Raw genomic sequence first — 19,358 nt, 5'->3', positions numbered from 1 at the left:
TATCCTTACCAGGATGAGTTTTTTATTTGAAAGCGGCTTTGTGTTCCACCTGATCGGAGCAGGCAAAGTCCGTGTAAAAGCCGTAAAAGGATGGGAGCCCGCCGGACGCAAAAGAAATTGGTGAATACCTTTGTAAAAAAGGTAATAATGAGAGATAATGATGCTTTAGACCCTCTAACGAGCCTATAATTCCCACCTACATGGCGGATACATATACCCAAAAGGAGACGCTGCATGAAACAAACAGGTCATGAAGTCAGAACCGGAATGAAAGACCGGGCTATTCTTGTAAGTATGGTTACGGATAGTATGAAAAAACACGAAGAACTCGTGGCTTACTCGCTCCAGGAACTGATCCAGCTGGCGGAAACGGCCGGCGTCGAAGTGCTGGAAACGCTGACGCAAAACCGCGAAAGCGCCGATACGAAATGGTTTATCGGCAAAGGCAAGGTCGAAGAGCTGAAGGCGCTGATCGACGAGCATGAAGCGACGACGGCGATCTTCGACCAGGAGCTTTCGGGCGCGCAGGTGCGCAACCTGGAGGAAGCGCTGGACGTCAAAATTATCGACCGGACGCAGCTCATCCTCGATATTTTTGCCGGACGCGCACGCACCCGCGAAGGGATTGTGCAGGTGGAGCTGGCGCAGCTGAGCTACCTGCTTCCGCGGCTTTCGGGACACGGGAAAAACTTGTCCCGTCTCGGCGGCGGCATCGGGACGAGAGGACCCGGCGAGTCCAAGCTGGAGACGGACCGCCGTCATATCCGCGGCCGCATCGGCGAGCTGAAGGCGCACCTGTCGGAGATGGTCCGCCACCGTACGCTGCACCGCGAACGCCGGCGCAAAACCGGCGTCTATCAGATCGCCCTTGTCGGATATACGAACTCGGGCAAATCGACGCTGCTGCGCCAACTGACGAACGCGGACGTGTACGTTCAGAACGAGCTGTTTGCCACGCTCGATCCGACCTCCCGCACGCTTGAGCTTCCGAGCGGCAAAGAAGTCGTGCTGACCGATACGGTCGGCTTTATCCAGAATTTGCCTCACGATGTCGTGGCGGCATTCCGGGCGACGCTGGAGGAAGCCTGCGAAGCCGATTTTCTGCTTCATGTCGTGGACAGCTCCAGCCCGATGCGCGAGGAGCAGATGCGTGTGGTGAATGAAGTGCTCGGCGATCTGGGGGCGAGCGGCAAACCCCAGGCGGTGCTTTTTAACAAGATCGACCTGTGCACGGAGCAGGAGCTGCAGATGCTGACGACGAGCCTGCCGCACTTGCGGATTTCCGCTTATGACGAGAAAGACCAGGAAAGAGTACGGCTGCTCATTCAGGAAACTTTAATGGGCGACAGCCGCACGTTCCGTATTCCCGCGGATAAGGGAGATATCATCGCTCTCGTGTACCGGATCGGCGACGTGGCCGAAAGCGGGGCCGAGGAAGATGTGCTGACGTTCCGGGTCAACATCAACAAGGATGATTACGATAAAGTTCAGTACCTGCTTTCTCCTTATGAAGTTAAGGCAGACAAGAACAAGCAGGATATGCAGGATAAACAAGAGCAGCAGGATCAGCAGGGAGAATAAGGAGAGGGAACGGACGATATGCAATTTGATTCAGACATCATGGCTATTATGGAGCAGGCGGAAGAAAGCGTTCAGCCGCGCTTCCGTGAGATAGAACGGACGATCGACCATAACCAGTGGAAGGTTATAGCCGCTTTTCAAAATCAAGGCATAAGCGATTATCATTTCGCTTCTTCTACCGGTTACGGCTACAACGACAGAGGGCGGGAGCTGCTTGATCTCGTGTATGCGGAAGTGTTCGGCGCGGAGGCTGCGCTCGTTCGTCCTCATTTCGTATCGGGGACGCATACGATCGGTACGGCGCTTTTCGGCGTATTACGGCCGGGGGACGAGCTGGTTTATATCACGGGCAAGCCTTACGACACGCTGCATAAAGTGATCGGAAAGCCGGGAGACGGTACCGGTTCTCTCCAGGACTTCGGGATCGGTTACCGGGAGGTTCCTCTTCTGGCGGACGGTTCACTGGATGAAGCGGGCATCCGCGCGGCCATTACGCCAAAAACGAAAGTCATCGGCATCCAGCGTTCGAGAGGATACGACTGGCGGGCGTCGTTTACCGTTGCGGCCATCGGGGAGATGGTGGAGCTTGTGAAAAGCATCCGTCCGGATCTGATCGTATTCGTCGACAACTGCTACGGTGAATTTACCGAACTGCTGGAGCCCAATCAGGTGGGAGCGGATCTCATCGCGGGGTCTCTGATCAAAAATCCCGGAGGCGGACTTGCGGCGTCGGGCGGTTATATCGCCGGGCGCAAGGAGCTTGTCGAGATGGCGGCCTACCGGCTGACGGCACCGGGAATCGGCGGCGAGGTCGGCGCCATGCTGGGAACGACGCGCTCGATTTATCAGGGGCTGTTTCTGGCCCCTCATCTCGTCGGACAAGCCGTAAAAGGCTCGGTCGTCGCCGCGGCCGTTTTCGAGCAACTCGGCTTCAAAACCCGGCCGAGACCGGAAGAGCCGCGCACGGATCTGATTCAGGCGATCGAGTTTACGAGCGCCGAGCATCTGATCACTTTCGTGCAGGGGGTTCAGAGGGCATCGGCGGTAGATGCGCACGTGACGCCCGAGCCGTGGGATATGCCGGGATACGAGCATCCCGTTATTATGGCGGCGGGCACGTTCATTCAAGGCGGAAGCCTGGAATTGTCCGCCGACGCTCCGATCCGCGAGCCGTATATCGCTTACATGCAGGGCGGTCTTACCTATTCCCACTGCAAATTGGGCGTACTGACGGCTTTGCAGCACATGAAAGAGCGGGGTCTGCTATAAACTTCATGTGAGGTTTGATCGAAAACAGGCGGGAAAACCGCCGGCAACGGAAAAATAACAGGCATTTCGGCATTTTAAAGCGCCGGAATGTCTGTTTTATTTTCTCTTGTAAATTAAGCTAACATGACTTGACATATTTCCGTACTTTCCATTACAATAAGATCAGAACTTAACGTTCAGGAGTGAATCGATCATGAGTGATGATATCCGCAGAAATATGGCTCTTTTTCCAATCGGTATTGTAATGAAACTGACCGATTTGACAGCCAGACAAATTCGTTACTATGAGCAGCACGAACTCGTGATCCCGGCCAGAACCTCCGGCAACCAGCGGTTGTATTCGTTCAACGATGTGGAGAGACTGCTTGAGATCAAGGATCTGATTGAGAAAGGCGTTAACATTGCGGGCATTAAACAAGTGCTGCTGCCGATCTCCAAAGACTCCGAGGAAGCTACCGTTATTACCGAACAAACCGAAGTGAAACGCAAAGAACTGACAGACACCCAGCTGCACAAAATGCTGAAGCAGCAGCTGCTCGGCGGAGGCAAGCGTCCGGGCCAGGTATCGCTGATTCAAGGTGAGTTATCCCGATTTTTTCCAAAATAAAAAGCATGGGGTAAGAGGAGGAGAAGTTTCATGACAGTTTCTTACACGAAAGAGGATATTCTACGAATCGCCAAAGAAGAGAACGTCCGTTTTATCCGTCTTCAATTCACCGATCTCCTTGGAACGATTAAAAACGTGGAAATCCCGGTCAGTCAGCTTCAAAAAGCGCTTGATAACAAAATGATGTTCGACGGTTCGTCCATCGAAGGTTACGTGCGTATCGAGGAATCCGATATGTATCTGTATCCCGATCTGGATACATGGGTCATCTTCCCTTGGGTTACGGAAAGCAAAGTCGCCCGCCTGATCTGCGACGTTTACCTGCCGGACGGAAATCCGTTCCCTGGCGACCCGCGCGGAATTTTGAAGCGTGCGCTGAAGGAAGCCGAGGAAATGGGCTATACTTCGATGAACGTAGGTCCCGAGCCGGAATTCTTCCTGTTCAAAACCGACGAGAAAGGCAACCCGACCCTCGAACTGAACGACCAAGGCGGATACTTTGACCTGGCTCCTACGGATCTTGGCGAGAACTGCCGCCGTGAAATCGTACTTAAGCTTGAAGAAATGGGCTTCGAGATCGAGGCTTCCCACCACGAAGTGGCTCCGGGACAGCACGAAATCGACTTTAAATATGCGGACGCGATTAAAGCTTCCGACCAGATCCAGACGTTTAAACTTGTCGTTAAAACGATCGCCAGACAGCACGGCCTGCACGCTACGTTCATGCCGAAGCCGCTCTTCGGCGTAAACGGTTCCGGCATGCACTGCAACCAGTCCCTGTTCAAAGGCGGAGAGAACGCGTTCGTAGACGAGAAAGATCCGCTGGGTCTCAGCGAAGACGCTCGTCACTTCATGGCCGGTGTCCTGCATCATGCACGTGCATTTGCGGCGATTACAAACCCGACCGTCAACTCTTACAAGCGTCTTGTGCCCGGTTACGAAGCACCTTGTTACGTAGCCTGGTCTGCGAGCAACCGCAGCCCGATGATCCGTATTCCGGCTTCCCGCGGCCTCAGCACGCGCGTTGAAGTTCGTAACCCGGATCCGGCGGCTAACCCGTACCTGGCTCTGGCGGTTCTGCTGAGAGCGGGTCTGGACGGCATCAAGAACAAAATTCAGCTGCCGCCTCCGACTGACCGCAACATCTATGTAATGACCGAAGAAGAGCGTATCGAGCAGGGCATTCCTAGTCTGCCGGGTAACCTCAGAGAAGCTCTTGACGAGCTGCTCAAAAGCGAAGTGATCCGCGACGCGCTGGGCGAACACGCGCTGGCGCACTTCGTGGAACTGAAAGAAATCGAGTACGACATGTACCGTACTCAAGTTCACGCATGGGAACGCGAGCAGTACATGACGCTTTACTAAAAATAACCGGTTAAGGCGGATCTTAGGTCTGTCTTAAGATCGGGGTGTCCCGAAAATCGTGAAACCGGCCCCCGGGCCGGCTCACAAAAAAGAACCCGCAGAAAGCAATTTCTGCGGGTTCTTCTATATGTTCAGCGTAACGGGCAGCTCCATTGCCAAGGCCGGATTAATGGATATTGCGGAACAAACCGATCACTTTGCCCAGAATCGTAACATTGTTGAGCAGAAGCGGATCCATGGTGGAATTCTCGGGCTGCAGACGGATATGGTCGCGTTCTTTGTAGAAACGCTTCACCGTCGCTTCGTCTTCATCGGTCATGGCAACGACGATGTCTCCGTTGTTAGCCGTCTGCTGCTGGCGGACAATCACCATATCGCCGTTGTGAATGCCGGCTTCGATCATGCTTTCGCCCACGACATTGAGCATAAAGACGTTATAGTCGCTGACGAGGTGCATCGGAAGAGGGAAGTAGTCTTCGATGTTCTCGGTAGCCGTAATCGGCACACCGGCCGTTACTTTACCGATGAGAGGGACTTGTGCGATGGAAAGCGCGAAATCGGAATCTCCGTCCGTAATTTCGATGGCTCTCGGTTTCGTGGGATCCCGGCGGATCAGACCTTTCTTCTCCAGGCGTTCGAGATGCCCGTGCACCGTCGAGCTGGATGCCAGACCTACGGCTTCTCCGATTTCTCTGACGGATGGCGGGTAGCCTTTATCTTTCACTTCATTCTTGATAAATTCAAGGATGGCCAGTTGGCGCTGCGAGACCTTGCCCATTACGTATCACTCCAATATGTATAAATTACCTAAAGTATAGCACAGAACCGGAGTTCGTACAAACATAAGTTCGAAAAAATGCGTTGACACAAACATTCGTTCGTGTTAAATTCAAAACAGAACAAATGTTTGGAGGCGTTATTGATGATCGCATACTTTGCCAATCCGGAATTAACCTTACATACACGAAACGGGGAATTGTCCCCGGAAGACGAGGCTTCACCCCATACACCGGCAGTTAATGAAGCGAACGATCCTCGTCACAATAGCGGCCGTCTAACGGCGCGTACATCCGACTCCAAGGCCGAACGGAGTGTCCGCACAGCAGGGGAGAGAACAAGTGTTCCCTCTTTGAAAAAATCCAACCGCAATATCGTACGTACGGCTGTAATCGCATTTGTCCTTCTGATCGCTTTCAGCTGCGTCATTATGGTCCGGGCGTTCGCGAGCGGAGAGAACGGCACGGCTGACGTAGAGCTTCAGGCTGCGGCAATTAACAAGCAGGAGACCGCGGAGCCTTCCGTCATCGTACAAAGAGGAGACACGCTCTGGAGTATCGCTGCGAATCAAGCTCCGGAAGGCTCTGATGTCCGGGCGTATATTTACAAGCTGCGCAAGATCAATGATTTGTCCGCGGGAGACGTGCTTAAAGCGGGAGATGTCATCAAGCTGCCGTAGCTCTTTCTTCTATTAGAAAGGCAGCTCTGTCGGCTCTATCCGCCTTCTCTGAAGGACCAAATCCAAAATAACGATATTGCGAAAGACATGTCCTGCGGGATATGTCTTTTTTTCGTTTTTCGTGTCCGTTTAAGTCAGACGGCTTCTTGACAATCGACATAGCGGATGGCAAAGTAATAGATATTGAACGGCTGGATAGGAGGTTTACGTATGAGCGACAATTTCCAACTTAAAGTACAGCGCATTAACGAGTTGGCCCGCAAAGCAAAAAGCGTCGGATTGTCCGAGGCTGAGCTTGAGGAGCGCAACGAATTGCGTAAAGAATATATTGCAGCAATGAAATCACAGCTAAGAGGTCAGCTGGACTCCATCCATTATACGGATGAACAATAAAATTATCGGCCGCCAAAGGCAGTAAAGGGGATCTATAAGATGACGGTAAAAGCAATTTTGTTCGACTTGGACGACACTCTGTTATGGGATGACCGGAGTGTGAAGGAAGCGTTCCAGGCTACCTGCGAGGAGGCGGCCCGCCATGCGGATGTGAATCCCGAAGAGCTGGAAGCTTCCGTACGCAAGGAAGCACGGGCTTTGTACGAAGCCTACGAAACGTTTCCGTTCACCCAGCATATCGGAATCAACCCGTTTGAGGGGCTGTGGGCCAACTTTACGGAGGGGAAGCAGGAAGAGTTCCGCAAGCTGCAGGCTTTGGCGCCCGGTTACCGCAAAGAAGCGTGGACCCGCGGACTTGCCGCTCTCGGCGTTAACGATCCGGAGCTTGGAGCACGGCTCGCCGAGAAATTTCCCGCCGAGCGGAGATCGCGTCCCATCGTCTACGAAGAGACGTTCGAAGTGCTCGCCGAGCTCAAGAAGTCGTACAAATTGCTGCTGCTGACGAACGGATCCCCTGATCTGCAGCGCGAAAAACTGGCGGGAGTCCCCGAACTGGCTCCTTACTTCGATCATATCGTCATCTCCGGCGATTTCGGCGACGGTAAGCCGGCTGTCACGATTTTCAACCACGCCATGGAGCTGCTCGGTCTGAAGGCCGAGGAATGTGTAATGGTCGGCGATAAGCTGACGACCGATATTCTCGGGTCCTTCCGCTGCGGGATGAAGAACATGTGGATTAACCGGCACGGCATGCTCTTTAACGGAGAAGCCAAGCCGACGTTTGAAATTACTTCTCTTCGCGACATCCGGGGTATTCTGGAAGCGGAACGGGAAGTTCAAATATCCGGGTAAAAACAAAACCCGTCTCTCGTTTAATACGAGCGGCGGGTTTTCGCTTTTTCTATGAAGAAATGATTAAGTGCCATTATCCGGCTTCAGGTGTCTTAAGCTTTTTGAAAAGTCGGATCCTCAAACGGGTGGGCAATCCAGCCTTCCGTTTCGATAAAGAGACGGACCGCGACGATTTGGCGATTGTCCATCAGAGTGAAGAAGTGCGGCTTGTGTTCCGGTACGGAAATGACATCGCCCGCTTCCAGCTCTACGTTGAAGTAACCGACATCGTCGGAACCTTTAATGATAAAGATCCCTTTGCCGGCCGTAATGGCGCGGACTTCGTCCTCGGTGTGCGTGTGCACCTGCTCGAACTTTTTAAGAAGCTCGTCCAGGTTAGGAGTCGCGTCGGAAAGAGCGATAATGTCCCACGTCTGGTAACCGCGGCGCTTGGCAAGATCGCGGATCTCCTCGTCGTAAGTGCTCAAAATTTGAGCTTTCTCCTCGTCGGACAAAATGAATTTCTCCTGAATGCCGGCAGGCAGCTTGGTCGGATTCCAGTGCTCGTAAAGAACTTCCTGACGGTCCAGAAACGCCCGGACATTCTCCTCTCCGGAAATGCGTTCACCCGTGTTGCGAATATGAATTTCAGCCATTTCTCATCCCTCTTTCTTTCTCGGAAATAATAGCCGCCCGTAGGTCGGAATAGGTTTATACCTGATTATAGAGGATAAACTCCCGGCTGTCGATGATTCCCGGCAAAAAATACAACTTTTCCGATGGGATTTTAAAAGAGCGCTTCTCCGGCGGGAGAGGCGCTCTAGATATACGCGATGCCGCCCTAATAAGGCCAGGCGGTAATGCACGAAGATATCCGGTTAAGAAGTCAAGACGACAGGGCGAAGGGAAGCGATGTGTTTCTTTTAGACGAGGTGATGCGCCGCTTCCCGTTGTACCCGCCAAACCGTCAGGATTGTTTGTCCCGGTCTGTCGTTTCGATGCTTTTTTCCACATCGTCCACCATTTCTTTGGTCGATGTGCGGAATTCGCGAAGCGTGTCCCCGAAAGCGCGTCCGAGCTGCGGCAGCTTGGAAGGGCCGAACAAAATGAGGGCCAGCATCAAGATGATGAGTAGTCCCGATATACCGATATTGTTGAGCATGGGTGTGTCTCCTTTCCTGGATGATTTAAGGCGCTCATTCTGACTTCAGCTTGATCCGGCGGACAGGTTCATCCTGCGGACATAGCGGGCGGAGAGAAGGATGCTGCATTCAAACAGCGCGATCAGCGGAATCGTGACGGCAATGTGGGAGAAGAAATCGGGCGGTGAGATCGAAGCTCCCACGATTGCAAGTCCGATGTACGTATATTTGCGTGTTTTTCGCAAATTTTCGGGCGTCAAGAGACCGAGCCTTGTCAGAAAAAGCACGAGCAGAGGCAGCTCGAACGCGATTCCGAGCGGGAACACGACGTTGAAGACGAGACCGAAAAAACGGTCGATGCCGTAGGTCTCGGCAGCCCCGATGCTGCGGTTGATGGTCTGCATAAACCGGATCATCATCGGAAGCACGACCGTGTAGCCGAAGGCGGCGCCGGACAGGAAAAGCGCGAAGGAAGCGGGCACATAGACCAGCGTCCCCTTGGCTTCCTGCTCGCTCAGGCCCGGTCTGACAAACGCCCAGAGCTGATACAGAAGCAGCGGTAGAGTGAGCAGGACGGCGAACAAAACGGCGCATTTCATGTATATGGCCAGCCCGTCCGGAAGAGCGAACACGTTCCAGTGAAACGAAAGCGCCGCCGGAGACTCTTTTACCGCGTTCAGAATAACGGGGGAGACGTAAAGCCCTCCGATCAGAGCCAGCAAAAACCACGAGGCCACCAGAATCAGCCGTTTGCGCAGCTCCTCCAGATGACCGATCATTTCGGATGGCCGGTCCATAAGCAGTCACCTCATTTCCATGCCCGATGCCTTGACGGTCGGTTCAGACCAGCGGGCCGCTTTTTTTCAAATAGGTCAAAATTCCTTCTGCGGCGCGGTAAGCGAGTGCTCCCAGCGTTCCGGTCGGATTGTATCCGCTGTTGTGCGGGAAAGCGGAAGCGCCGACGACAAACAGATTTTCAACATCCCACATCTGCAGGTAACTGTTGACGGCGGAGGTTGAAGGATCGGCCCCCATGATAACGCCTCCCGTGTTATGGGTGGACTGATAGGGCACGATGTTATAGGTGCTGATCGTATTGGACGTCTCGACCTTGGTCGGATTCATTTCCTTCATCACGGCCGTCGTTTTCTCGGCGAGATATTTGACCATTTCCTTGTCCTGATCTTCGAAATCGTAGGTCAGGCGGAGCAGAGGCAGCCCGTAAATGTCCTTGTAGGTCGGATCGAGATCCAGAAAGTGATGCTGCCAAGGCATGTTGGCGCCCTGCGTGCTGACGTTCAGGAACCGGTTGGCGTATTTGATCGTGGTCTGCTTAAAATCTTTACCCCACCGCGGAGTGTCTTTGGGAGCCGGGTTGTGGGCGATCGGACGGAGCCCGGCCTGGGTAAAGCGGATGTTAGCCCCGTGAAGAAAATTAAGGGAGCTGTGGTCGAAGTTGTCGCCGTTAAAGTCGTCGAAGCAGCTCCCCAGCGCACCCGCGCCCGCGAAGATGTTAAATTCCTGGTCGTCGTAAAACCCGACTGCGCCCCCGCCCGTAATCTGATAGGCGTAATTTTTGCCGATAACGCCCGTACCGCTTTTCGGATCGTAGGGTTTGCCCAGATTGGACGTGAGCAGAAGCCGGACGTTGTTGAATACATAACTCGCCAGGATGACAAGGTCGGCAGGCTGCTCGAATTCTTCGCCGGTAGGCGTATTGACATATACGACGCCCGTCACTTTGCCGCCGGTGTGCAGCAGCTTGGTGACGTTCGAGTTTGTGCGGATTTCGAGGTTGCCGGTCTTCTCGGCAACGGGGATCACCGTGACGACCGGATCGGCTTTCGCCCCGTACTCGCACCCGTACCGGTCGCAGAACGCGCAGTACTGGCAGGCCGCACGGGCGATCCCGTCGGGATTCGTGTAGTTCTCCGACAAGTTGGCGGACGGGATGACATACGGGTGATAGCCGAGCTTTTTGGCGGCATCCTCGAAAAGGACCATCCCCGGCGTCTTTTTCATCGGTCCCGTCGGGAAGGGGGCGGAGCGTTTGCCGACCATTTCGTTTTGTTCCTTTTCGCCGGAGATTCCGGCCATTTTCTCGTACTTGTCGAAGTATGGCTCCAACTGGTCGTAAGTGATGCCCCAGTCCTGCAGCATCATGCCCTGCGGAATTTTATTTTTGCCGTAGCGTTCGATCGTTTTGGTGCGGATTTGGAAATCGTAGGGCAGAAAACGGTAATTCTGGCCGTTCCAGTGCACGCCGGCCCCGCCGACGCCGTCGCCCATCAGGAAGGAGCCGTAGGAACGCATCGGAAGGGCGCGTACTTTCTCGCTGCTGCGGAACGTCACCGTCTCCTTCGACAAGTCCTGCATCAGCTCGTAGCGCTGGGAATAGCGCAGTTCGTCGTGGGCCATGTAATAGTCTTCGGTTTTACGGCTTTTGCCGCGTTCGAGCGCGACGACTTTATGCCCGGCTTTCGTTAACTCTGAGGCCAGAATACCGCCGGACCAGCCCATTCCGACGATCAGGATGGGTACTTTGGGAAGTTTGGTTGCCATTCTTCGTTGCTCCTCCTTGTCAGGAATGATTCGTGTGGTCGTGCAAGCTGAGCGGTTCCATGACGGCAAACTCTTTTTTGTCGATGATCGCCGTGTAACTCATCTGATCGCCGGGGTACTTGCGCATTCTCCAGCCCGCCATGTTCTTGTTGCCGCCGTAAAGCGGGTCCGCATAAGCGCCTTCGATGGTCAGGCTGCGCAGCATTTCGAAGAACGTCTGGCTCGGCACGCCGTTCAGCTGCACGTCTTTGCCGCTTTCGAACGCTTTCAGCACTTCGTCCTGCTCGTTCTCGGCGAGATCCGCGAAGGCTTTCTGGTACTTTTGCCTGCTGTAGTCGTTCATGACCGTAAGGCCCATCACAAACAGCTCATGCCGCTTGTAGCTTGCCTGGTAGCCTTGGGTCGCTTCGGCTTTATAGAAAGGCCCCATCATATAATCGCGGGCGTTCATCCCCCACTGGCCGGCAAGCTGATGGTCGATATAATAAGCGACACCGAGCTCTTTGGCTCCCGGACCGAGCTCGTCTTTCGGAAAAATGCGCTCCGTCGCGGCTTCCGTAATACGCAGCTGCTCCTGATTGAAAAACATGGGAGCCTGGTTGTAATCCTTGGCGTTGCCCGTCTGTGCCTGCCCCTGACCTTGCGGGCTGCCCGGAGCGGCCTGCTTGTTCTTGGCCATGGAATTGCCGACGATACCGCCGACGACTCCGCCCGCCACAATTCCGCCGAGCGCTACGCCGGACAGTTTCAGAAACTTTCGCCGGGATTCGTCCCGGGGCTGCTTGGTCTGCTGATTTTCTGCCATGATGTTCCTCCTGTAAGAGAAGTGGAGTTTTCGAGATGAGTGTTATATCCAAGTATCACCTTTTTGCCGATTTGTATGTAAGGAAAAAGAAAAAACGGAATCTTTCGGAAGATTCCGTTTTCTGTAGCGGATCCGTGCGTTGGTTCGGACAATAACTCGCTGAATGCGTTGGCGTGGAAAAAGCGGCTTATTTCTTGGCGGCGAGCCATGCGGCCAGCGCCTGGATATCCGTGTCGCTCAGGTTGCCCTTGAAAGCCGGCATTCCGCCTCTTCCGTTCAGAAGAATGTTCTTGACGTCCGCCTCGCTTAAACGGCTTCCCGCTTTTTGCAGGTTCGGGCCTACGCCGCCGCCCATATCGACGCCATGGCAGGCGATACACTGGGCCTTGTAGAGAGATTCGGCCTGAGCCGTCTGGCTTCCGCTGCCTTCGCCTTCGGGAGCGTTGCCGCCCGCAGCGGCACCCGGTGAAGCTGTCGGAGACGCCGTTGCGGCAGGAGTGGTCGGCTGAGGCGTAGGCGCGGTTTCCTTTTGGCCGCAGGCCGCCAGCGAAGCGGTCACGAGCAGGATGCCGGCCAAGGTTGTTATCCGTTTGTTCATACAAATCACCTCCGTTCGCTTACATTCAGTAAAAGTTTCCCGACTATAGTTTGGCGTCCGTGTCCCCGAGATATTCTCGTTTGCGCATGATGGATCCGAAGGCTTTTGCAATCCGCTGCGGCTTATGGCGGAAAAACGACAAATTTCTTTTCTTCCCCCCACGTATCTGCTAAACTATTTCTTAACTTGTGCGCTTTTCTACGTTAAAAGGCGCGTTCTAGCAGGAGGTTCGTGGAAAGGGTAGGGTGGACGATGAAACCTAGTTTGAAAGAACAACTACAGAAAAAAATTCTCATTCTGGACGGTGCCATGGGCACGATGATCCAGCAGGAAGATTTGTCGGCCGACGATTTCGGAGGAGAAGAGCTCGACGGCTGTAATGAAATGCTCGTTCTTACACGTCCGGATGTCATTCAGCGCATCCATGAGAAATATTTCGAAGCCGGTTCGGATATCGTTGAAACGAATACGTTCGGGGCAACGAGCGTCGTCCTGGCCGAATACGATATACCGGAGAAGGCGCGCGAAATTAACGTTGCCGCCGCCAAACTGGCCGTCGAAGCCGCCCGGAAATATTCAACTCCCGAATGGCCGCGTTATGTCGCCGGCGCACTCGGACCTACGACGAAGACGCTTTCGGTAACCGGAGGCGTTACGTTCGAGGAGCTTGAAGAGAGCTATTACGAGCAGACGGTCGCCTTGATCGAATCGGGCGTCGATGCCATTCTGCTGGAGACTTCCCAGGATACGCTTAACGTAAAAGCGGGCGGGATCGCGATACAGCGGGCTTTTAAGACGACGGGTATCGAGCTGCCGATCATGATTTCCGGTACGATCGAGCCGATGGGCACGACGCTGGCCGGACAAAATATCGAATCCTTCTATATTTCCCTGGAGCATCTCAATCCGATTTCGATCGGCCTGAACTGCGCGACGGGGCCGGAATTTATGCGGGATCATATCCGTACCTTGTCCGGGCTTGCGGGCACTTATATCTCTTGTTATCCGAACGCGGGGCTTCCCGACGAGAACGGTCATTATCATGAGTCGCCCGAATCCCTGGCCAAGAAAATGGCGGCTTTTGCCGAGCAGGGCTGGCTGAACATCGCGGGCGGCTGCTGCGGCACGACTCCCGCTCATATCCGTGCGCTCGCCGAAACGCTGAGCGCTTACAAACCGCGTACCGAACTTGGAACGCACCCGTCGGCCGTGTCCGGTATCGAAACGGTATACATCGAACCGGAGAACCGCCCTTACATGGTCGGCGAGCGGACGAACGTACTCGGTTCCCGGAAGTTCAAGCGTCTGATTGCCGAAGGCAAGTATGAAGAAGCTTCCGAGATCGCCCGTGCCCAGGTTAAGGGCGGCGCCCACGTTATCGACGTCTGTCTGCAGGACCCGGACCGGGACGAGACGGAAGACATGACGAAGTTCCTGGAGCTTGTCGTTAAAAAGATCAAGGTTCCGCTCATGATTGACTCGACGGATACGCGTGTCATCGAGCTGGGGCTGAAACATTCGCAGGGCAAAGCGATCATCAACTCCATTAACCTGGAGGACGGGGAAGAGAAGTTCGAGAAGGTGCTTCCGCTTATTCACCGTTACGGAGCGGCGGCGGTAGTCGGTACGATTGACGAACGCGGCCAGGCGATAACGCGCGAAGACAAGCTGGAAGTTGCGCAGCGTTCCCACGATCTGCTCGTGCACAAGTACGGAATGAACGCCGAAGATATCATATTCGACCCGCTCGTATTCCCGGTCGGCACCGGAGACCAGCAGTATATCGGTTCCGCCAAAGAAACGATCGAAGGCATCCGGCTTATCAAAGAAGCGATGCCCCAAACCAAAACCATTCTCGGTCTCAGCAACGTTTCGTTCGGTCTTCCCGAAGCCGGGCGCGAGGTGCTGAATGCCGTTTACTTGTACCACTGTACGAAAGCGGGCCTGGATTACGCCATCGTGAACACGGAGAAGCTGGAGCGGTACGCCTCCATCCCCGAAGAGGAAAGAACGCTTGCCGAGCGGCTCATCTATGAGACGAACGACGAGACTTTGGCCGAATTTGTGGCTCATTTCCGGGTAAAGAAGGTTGAGAAGAAGGAAAAGATATCGACCCTTACGCTCGAAGAGAGGCTGGCCTCTTACGTGGTCGAGGGAACGAAGGAAGGGCTTCTTCCCGATCTGGAGCAGGCGCTTCAGAAATATTCCCCCCTGGAAGTGATCAACGGTCCGCTGATGGAAGGGATGGCAGAAGTCGGACGCCTGTTCAACAACAACGAGCTGATCGTAGCGGAAGTGCTTCAAAGCGCCGAAGTTATGAAAGCATCCGTGGCTTACCTGGAGCAGTTTATGGAGAAGAACGAGTCTGCGGTGAAAGGAAAAATTATTTTGGCCACCGTAAAAGGCGACGTCCACGATATCGGCAAAAACCTCGTGGAAATTATTTTATCCAACAACGGCTACCAGATCGTGAACCTCGGCATCAAGGTTCCGCCGGAGCAGCTGATCGAGGCTTTCCGCAAAGAAAAGCCGGATGCGATCGGGTTGTCGGGTCTGCTCGTGAAGTCCGCCCAGCAGATGATCGTCACGGCGCAGGATTTGCGTACCGCGGGAATCGACGTTCCGATCATGGTGGGCGGCGCCGCTCTGACGCGGAAGTTCACCAAGACGCGCATCTCGCCGGAATATGACGGCCTCGTGCTGTATGCGAAAGACGCGATGGACGGTCTCGACATCGCGAACAAATTGAGCGACCCCGTGCAGCGGGAGCGCCTTATCCAGGAGCTTCGGGAAGCGAAAGATTCCGATGTGATGGAAGCCGGCCGCAAGGAAGGGACGGAAATGCCGGTGCTGACGCGCGTGTTCTCGTCCACGGTAGACCGCACCCTGCCGGTGGCGGTGCCGCCGGATCTGGACCGCCACGTACTGCGGGATTATCCGATCGGCCATCTCATGCCGTACGTGAACATGCAGATGCTCCTCGGGCATCACCTCGGCCTGAAAGGCAAGGTCGATAAGCTCATCGCCGAGCAGGACCCGAAAGCCTTGCAGCTGAAGGACACCGTGGACACCATCCTGTACGAAGCGCAGAAGAACGGCATCATCCGTGCCCAGGGGATGTACCGGTTCTTCCCGGCCCAAGGGGACGGAAACGATGTTGTCGTGTACGATCCCGCGGACACGACGAAGGTGCTCAAGCGGTTCACCTTCCCGCGTCAGGGAACGGAGCCGTTCCTGTGTCTGGCCGATTATCTCAAGCCGGTAGACAGCGGCGTTATGGATTACATCGGCTTCCTCGTCGTCACGGCGGGGCAGGGCGTAAGCGAGCTGGCGCGCGAATGGCGCGAGCAGGGCGATTATCTGCGCTCCCATGCGCTGCAGTCGACCGCTCTCGAAGTCGCGGAAGGTTTCGCGGAGCGCGTGCATCATATTATGCGCGACGTGTGGGGCATTCCGGATAGTGCGGAAATGACGATGCAGGAGCGTTTTGGGGCGAAGTATACCGGCCAGCGGTTCTCGTTCGGTTATCCCGCTTGTCCGAATCTGGAGGATCAGGAGCCGTTGTTCGAGCTGATGAAGCCGGAGGATATCGGAATCGAGCTGACCGAAGGCTGCATGATGGAACCGGAAGCTTCCGTATCGGCCATCGTGTTCGCCCATCCTCAAGCGCGGTATTTTAACGTCGACAAAGTTTAACGTTTCGTCCCGCCCGCAAAATGATTATGAATAAATAGACGCTGACCACCGGTTCGGCCGGCAGGCTGCGAAAAGCAGGACGGTTCTTCCGAGAAGAACCGTCTTTTTTGCCCTCTACCTGGGGCGAATGCAGCGGGAAGGAGCCGGGGAAGTCTGTCCCGGAAGGGAATTGCTTCTGCGGCAAAGAAATTTACGGAGCCATTAAAGGAGCTTTCCCATGGAATACGGGGCCGTTTGACTTCCGGAACGAATTTTTATAGCATGTTAAAAAGCAGGAAACGATATCTGCAGAAACGAGGAACAGGGTCGTGGAATTGTATTTTCTCGGAACGGGAGCAGGCATGCCTGCCAGACACCGTAATGTGACATCCATTGTGCTGAATTTGCTGCCGGAGCGGGGGAGCATCTGGTTTTTTGACTGCGGGGAAGGAACGCAGCATCAGATCTTGAGATCGCCCGTCAAGCTGAGCAAGTCGGAAAAGCTGTTCGTAACGCATCTTCACGGCGATCATATATTCGGCCTGCCGGGACTTCTGAGCAGCCGTTCTTATCAAGGCGGGGATACGCCTTTTACGATTTACGGACCCAAGGGCATTAAAGCGTATGTGGACATGTCCCTGCAGCTGAGCCAGGTTCATCTCGACTACGAGCTGGTTATCCGGGAAATCCCGTCCGAAGGCGGAGTCGTCTTCGAGGACGAGACGTTCCGGGTCGAGGCCGCGCCTCTGGAGCACCGGATCGAGTGCTTCGGCTACCGCATCGTCGAGAAGGACCTTCCGGGCAAGCTCCAGCAGGAGAAGCTGCATGAGCTGGGCATTACCGCCGGACCGCTGTACGGGCGCCTGAAGCAGGGCCAGACGGTGAAGCTGGAGGACGGCCGCGAGCTGCACGGAAGCGATTTCGTCGGGCCTTCGATCAAGGGCCGGACGGTGACGATTCTCGGCGACACGAAGCCGTGCGGCAATTCGGCGCTGCTTGCGGAAGGCGCCGACGTGCTCGTTCACGAGGCGACGTTCGGAGCGGAACGGGAAGATCTTGCCGAGGCGTACGACCATTCGACGACGGAACAGGCGGCGCGTACGGCGTCGGACGGCGGCGTCGGCGCGCTGATCATGACGCACATCTCCTCGCGCTATCAAGGAGAGGGAGCCGATCGTCTTCTTGAGGAAGCGAGAGCGATTCACCCGGATTCTTGGCTGGCCGAAGACTTCTACAGCCACGTGGTTCCGCGCAAACAGAGCTGAGCAGGGCTATCCGGTTCCCCTAGGAACAAATGCATAGAAAAAAGGCCCGGCGGGATCACACCAGCCGGGCCCTTTTTTCTATGCAAAGCTTTTTGATGAGCCGCTGGTTACTTCCGCTCCACCGGCGTATGCCGGAATCACTCGGTCGTATCGAATTTAGCTTCGTCCTGGAGTTCGCTTTTGAAGCTGCTCACGCTTTGGCGGCGGCGTTCGTTCTTGGCTTGAAGCGCCTCTTGTTCTGTTGTGGAAATTTCGTCCGCATGCTCGTCCAAATATTCCTGAGTTTCATGAAGGCGGGCTTCCGTGTTCCGGATGCTGTTTTTCAGATGAACGGCATTATCCCCGCGGTTATCTTTTTTGGCCATCGGTATCCCTCCTTTCCATCTCCTACGATTCGCTTTTGACGCAGAGCGTATTCATAAAATCTTCATCTTCTGCTAACGTTCCAATGATGCGGGCTTGCTAGGCTGATCCCAGGGGGTCGGGCGCTGCCGGGAGGCAAGCTCGGGATGGGGGACGAACGGCCGTCACGATTCGCCCACCGCGCACGCGGCCGGCTGCCCGATACGGGGAAGGGGAACCCGGGGGAAACAACGGGGCGTACTGCCCGGTAATACTGCCGGCGGCGCAATAACTTTGCCGTGCGTGAGAGCGGACACGGTCCGGGCGGGCATTCGATCCACGCCGTGAACCGACAGTTTAGGAGGAGCTTGCAGCGTGAGCCCGCGGCAGTAACTTCAGCCGCTGACACTGCGGCAACCTCCCCCGCAGCCCGATGCTCCGAGATCAGCAGTCCAGGGAGGGAATAAGCATGGATACGGGTAGTCATCTGCTTTTCGGAGTCACGCTGGCGGGATTGGCCACACTGCAGCCGGATGTCGCGCAAAATCCGCTTCTTCTGCAGGCGGTGCTGGCCGCAACCGTAGCGGGTTCTCATGCGCCGGATTTCGATACGGTCACCCGCCTCAAAGGGTATGCCGTCTATCTCAAGCATCATCGTGGAATCACGCATTCGCTGCCTGCCCTGCTGGTCTGGCCCGCTTTGCTGAGCGCCCTGGCCGCAGCGGTTTTCGGCACATGGGACCATTACGCTCTCCTTTTCGGCTGGGCGGCCGCGGCCGTTATACTCCACGTCGGGCTGGATTTGCTGAACGCATATGGCGTGCAGTGTTTAAGGCCCTTTTCATCCCGCTGGCTCCATCTCGATATTCTGCCTCTTACCGATCCGTTTCTCTTGGTGCTTCACGGAGGCGGGGCTCTGCTGTGGGCGGCGGGAGCGATACACCCTGGGGTATGCATGGCTGCCGTATATACGGCTAGTTTCGTTTACGTAATCGCGAGATGGCTCCATAAGCGAATTCTTTTCCGCCGGTTGAGCGGCTATGTGAAAGACCGGTTCGGGGCATCCGGCCCGCTGCTGCTGGTTCCGGGTTTGACGTGGAGAAGCTGGCAGTTTGCGGCGGAAACGGAAGACAGCTTTCACAGCGGAACGGTGCGGGGGGCGAGAATCGTTTTGAAGGATACCTACGTCAAGGACCGGACGCATCCGGTTGTCGAGGCGGCGATGGCTGCCGAAGGTGTCCGGGCATTTCTGGCTTTTGCACAGAGCGGTCATGTAAGCTGGGATACGCATGAAGAAGGATACGTGGTGAAATGGCGCGAAGTGAGATTTTGGCATGAGCACAAGCTGCCGTTCGGCATTGATGTGACGCTGGATAGAGAAATGAAGGTGCTGTCCGAACATTTGGGATGGACGAAAAAAGCCTGGGAGCCCCCCTATGTATAAAAGAGAGGCCCCAGACTTTGAAG

18 protein-coding genes are annotated in these 19,358 nt (G+C 55.2%); 10 read left to right on the top strand and 8 right to left on the bottom strand.

All coding sequences use genetic code 11. The features are described 5' to 3' along the window. Positions 1-234: 234 nt before the first annotated feature. The 4 genes from hflX to glnA all read left to right on the top strand — a co-directional run bounded on the left by hflX (position 235) and on the right by glnA (position 4,822). The gene (gene hflX, locus C4S74_RS08485; RefSeq protein WP_103994913.1) at positions 235-1,581 is read left to right on the top strand and encodes a GTPase HflX; all 1,347 of its coding nucleotides are present in this window, start codon (positions 235-237) and stop codon (positions 1,579-1,581) included. 18 nt (positions 1,582-1,599) lie between these two features. Continuing rightward, entirely contained in the window at positions 1,600-2,850 is a 1,251-nt protein-coding gene (locus tag C4S74_RS08480) for a methionine gamma-lyase family protein (RefSeq protein ID WP_103994912.1), read from the top strand. 193 nt (positions 2,851-3,043) lie between these two features. Beyond that, positions 3,044-3,457: a MerR family transcriptional regulator gene (locus tag C4S74_RS08475; RefSeq protein ID WP_009674344.1), complete on the top strand. Its 414-nt coding sequence runs from the start codon at positions 3,044-3,046 to the stop codon at positions 3,455-3,457. Positions 3,458-3,487: 30 nt separating this feature from the next. After that, positions 3,488-4,822, top strand: a complete 1,335-nt coding sequence (gene glnA / locus C4S74_RS08470) for a type I glutamate--ammonia ligase (RefSeq protein ID WP_103994911.1) — start codon at positions 3,488-3,490, stop codon at positions 4,820-4,822. 166 nt (positions 4,823-4,988) lie between these two features. On the opposite strand, the gene lexA is transcribed toward glnA, so the two are convergent. Then, complete coding sequence (gene lexA, locus C4S74_RS08465) at positions 4,989-5,600, bottom strand: transcriptional repressor LexA (RefSeq protein ID WP_103994910.1); 612 nt, start codon at positions 5,598-5,600, stop codon at positions 4,989-4,991. A 144-nt stretch (positions 5,601-5,744) separates the two neighbouring features. Here lexA and C4S74_RS08460 point away from each other — a divergent pair, with 144 nt between their 5' ends. From C4S74_RS08460 to C4S74_RS08450, 3 genes are all read left to right on the top strand, one after another. Further along, the gene (locus tag C4S74_RS08460; RefSeq protein WP_103994909.1) at positions 5,745-6,278 is read left to right on the top strand and encodes a LysM domain-containing protein; all 534 of its coding nucleotides are present in this window, start codon (positions 5,745-5,747) and stop codon (positions 6,276-6,278) included. A 210-nt stretch (positions 6,279-6,488) separates the two neighbouring features. Continuing rightward, a complete protein-coding gene (locus tag C4S74_RS08455) occupies positions 6,489-6,671 on the top strand; it encodes a DUF896 domain-containing protein (RefSeq protein WP_103994908.1) in 183 nt (60 codons plus the stop codon). 39 nt (positions 6,672-6,710) lie between these two features. Next, positions 6,711-7,523 (top strand): HAD family hydrolase, encoded by an 813-nt coding sequence (locus C4S74_RS08450; protein ID WP_103994907.1) that lies wholly within the window; start codon positions 6,711-6,713, stop codon positions 7,521-7,523. 92 nt (positions 7,524-7,615) lie between these two features. Here the strand turns inward: C4S74_RS08450 and C4S74_RS08445 are convergent, their stop codons facing one another. From C4S74_RS08445 to C4S74_RS08420, 6 genes are all read right to left on the bottom strand, one after another. After that, positions 7,616-8,158, bottom strand: a complete 543-nt coding sequence (locus tag C4S74_RS08445) for an acireductone dioxygenase (protein WP_103994906.1) — start codon at positions 8,156-8,158, stop codon at positions 7,616-7,618. A gap of 311 nt (positions 8,159-8,469) precedes the next feature. Next, a complete protein-coding gene (gene tatA / locus C4S74_RS08440) occupies positions 8,470-8,664 on the bottom strand; it encodes a twin-arginine translocase TatA/TatE family subunit (protein ID WP_009674378.1) in 195 nt (64 codons plus the stop codon). Positions 8,665-8,709: 45 nt separating this feature from the next. After that, positions 8,710-9,441 carry a twin-arginine translocase subunit TatC gene (tatC, locus tag C4S74_RS08435; RefSeq protein WP_103994905.1) on the bottom strand — a complete coding sequence of 244 codons (732 nt, stop codon included), beginning with the start codon at positions 9,439-9,441 and terminating at the stop codon, positions 8,710-8,712. Between the two features lie 43 nt (positions 9,442-9,484). Next, on the bottom strand, positions 9,485-11,206 hold the full coding sequence (locus tag C4S74_RS08430) for a GMC family oxidoreductase (protein ID WP_103994904.1): 1,722 nt from the start codon (positions 11,204-11,206) through the stop codon (positions 9,485-9,487). Positions 11,207-11,225: 19 nt separating this feature from the next. Beyond that, positions 11,226-12,011: a gluconate 2-dehydrogenase subunit 3 family protein gene (locus tag C4S74_RS08425; RefSeq protein WP_103994903.1), complete on the bottom strand. Its 786-nt coding sequence runs from the start codon at positions 12,009-12,011 to the stop codon at positions 11,226-11,228. A 187-nt stretch (positions 12,012-12,198) separates the two neighbouring features. Further along, a complete protein-coding gene (locus C4S74_RS08420) occupies positions 12,199-12,609 on the bottom strand; it encodes a cytochrome c (RefSeq protein WP_103994902.1) in 411 nt (136 codons plus the stop codon). A 252-nt stretch (positions 12,610-12,861) separates the two neighbouring features. Here C4S74_RS08420 and metH point away from each other — a divergent pair, with 252 nt between their 5' ends. Then, positions 12,862-16,305: a methionine synthase gene (gene metH / locus C4S74_RS08415; RefSeq protein WP_103994901.1), complete on the top strand. Its 3,444-nt coding sequence runs from the start codon at positions 12,862-12,864 to the stop codon at positions 16,303-16,305. Between the two features lie 308 nt (positions 16,306-16,613). Next, the gene (rnz, locus tag C4S74_RS08410; protein WP_103994900.1) at positions 16,614-17,549 is read left to right on the top strand and encodes a ribonuclease Z; all 936 of its coding nucleotides are present in this window, start codon (positions 16,614-16,616) and stop codon (positions 17,547-17,549) included. A 137-nt stretch (positions 17,550-17,686) separates the two neighbouring features. Here the strand turns inward: rnz and C4S74_RS08405 are convergent, their stop codons facing one another. After that, on the bottom strand, positions 17,687-17,914 hold the full coding sequence (locus tag C4S74_RS08405; RefSeq protein WP_103994899.1) for a small acid-soluble spore protein Tlp: 228 nt from the start codon (positions 17,912-17,914) through the stop codon (positions 17,687-17,689). A gap of 446 nt (positions 17,915-18,360) precedes the next feature. On the opposite strand from C4S74_RS08405, the gene C4S74_RS08400 reads away from it, so the two are divergent. Then, positions 18,361-19,335: a metal-dependent hydrolase gene (locus C4S74_RS08400; protein WP_103994898.1), complete on the top strand. Its 975-nt coding sequence runs from the start codon at positions 18,361-18,363 to the stop codon at positions 19,333-19,335. Positions 19,336-19,358 lie beyond the last annotated feature (23 nt).

The sequence above is a fragment of the Paenibacillus sp. UNC499MF genome (assembly GCF_900107975.1).
In the GTDB taxonomy this organism is placed as follows: domain Bacteria; phylum Bacillota; class Bacilli; order Paenibacillales; family NBRC-103111; genus Paenibacillus_F.
This window is presented reverse-complemented; position numbering and strand designations above follow the sequence as displayed.

What these genes read in the sequence shown, in the direction of transcription:
- hflX (WP_103994913.1), top strand. Translation starts at nt 235, where the DNA reads ATGAAACAAACAGGTCATGAAGTCAGAACCGGAATGAAAGACCGGGCT.
- C4S74_RS08480 (WP_103994912.1), top strand. Translation starts at nt 1,600, where the DNA reads ATGCAATTTGATTCAGACATCATGGCTATTATGGAGCAGGCGGAAGAA.
- C4S74_RS08475 (WP_009674344.1), top strand. Translation starts at nt 3,044, where the DNA reads ATGAGTGATGATATCCGCAGAAATATGGCTCTTTTTCCAATCGGTATT.
- glnA (WP_103994911.1), top strand. Translation starts at nt 3,488, where the DNA reads ATGACAGTTTCTTACACGAAAGAGGATATTCTACGAATCGCCAAAGAA.
- lexA (WP_103994910.1), bottom strand. Translation starts at nt 5,600, where the DNA reads ATGGGCAAGGTCTCGCAGCGCCAACTGGCCATCCTTGAATTTATCAAG.
- C4S74_RS08460 (WP_103994909.1), top strand. Translation starts at nt 5,745, where the DNA reads ATGATCGCATACTTTGCCAATCCGGAATTAACCTTACATACACGAAAC.
- C4S74_RS08455 (WP_103994908.1), top strand. Translation starts at nt 6,489, where the DNA reads ATGAGCGACAATTTCCAACTTAAAGTACAGCGCATTAACGAGTTGGCC.
- C4S74_RS08450 (WP_103994907.1), top strand. Translation starts at nt 6,711, where the DNA reads ATGACGGTAAAAGCAATTTTGTTCGACTTGGACGACACTCTGTTATGG.
- C4S74_RS08445 (WP_103994906.1), bottom strand. Translation starts at nt 8,158, where the DNA reads ATGGCTGAAATTCATATTCGCAACACGGGTGAACGCATTTCCGGAGAG.
- tatA (WP_009674378.1), bottom strand. Translation starts at nt 8,664, where the DNA reads ATGCTCAACAATATCGGTATATCGGGACTACTCATCATCTTGATGCTG.
- tatC (WP_103994905.1), bottom strand. Translation starts at nt 9,441, where the DNA reads ATGGACCGGCCATCCGAAATGATCGGTCATCTGGAGGAGCTGCGCAAA.
- C4S74_RS08430 (WP_103994904.1), bottom strand. Translation starts at nt 11,206, where the DNA reads ATGGCAACCAAACTTCCCAAAGTACCCATCCTGATCGTCGGAATGGGC.
- C4S74_RS08425 (WP_103994903.1), bottom strand. Translation starts at nt 12,011, where the DNA reads ATGGCAGAAAATCAGCAGACCAAGCAGCCCCGGGACGAATCCCGGCGA.
- C4S74_RS08420 (WP_103994902.1), bottom strand. Translation starts at nt 12,609, where the DNA reads ATGAACAAACGGATAACAACCTTGGCCGGCATCCTGCTCGTGACCGCT.
- metH (WP_103994901.1), top strand. Translation starts at nt 12,862, where the DNA reads ATGAAACCTAGTTTGAAAGAACAACTACAGAAAAAAATTCTCATTCTG.
- C4S74_RS08405 (WP_103994899.1), bottom strand. Translation starts at nt 17,914, where the DNA reads ATGGCCAAAAAAGATAACCGCGGGGATAATGCCGTTCATCTGAAAAAC.
- C4S74_RS08400 (WP_103994898.1), top strand. Translation starts at nt 18,361, where the DNA reads ATGGATACGGGTAGTCATCTGCTTTTCGGAGTCACGCTGGCGGGATTG.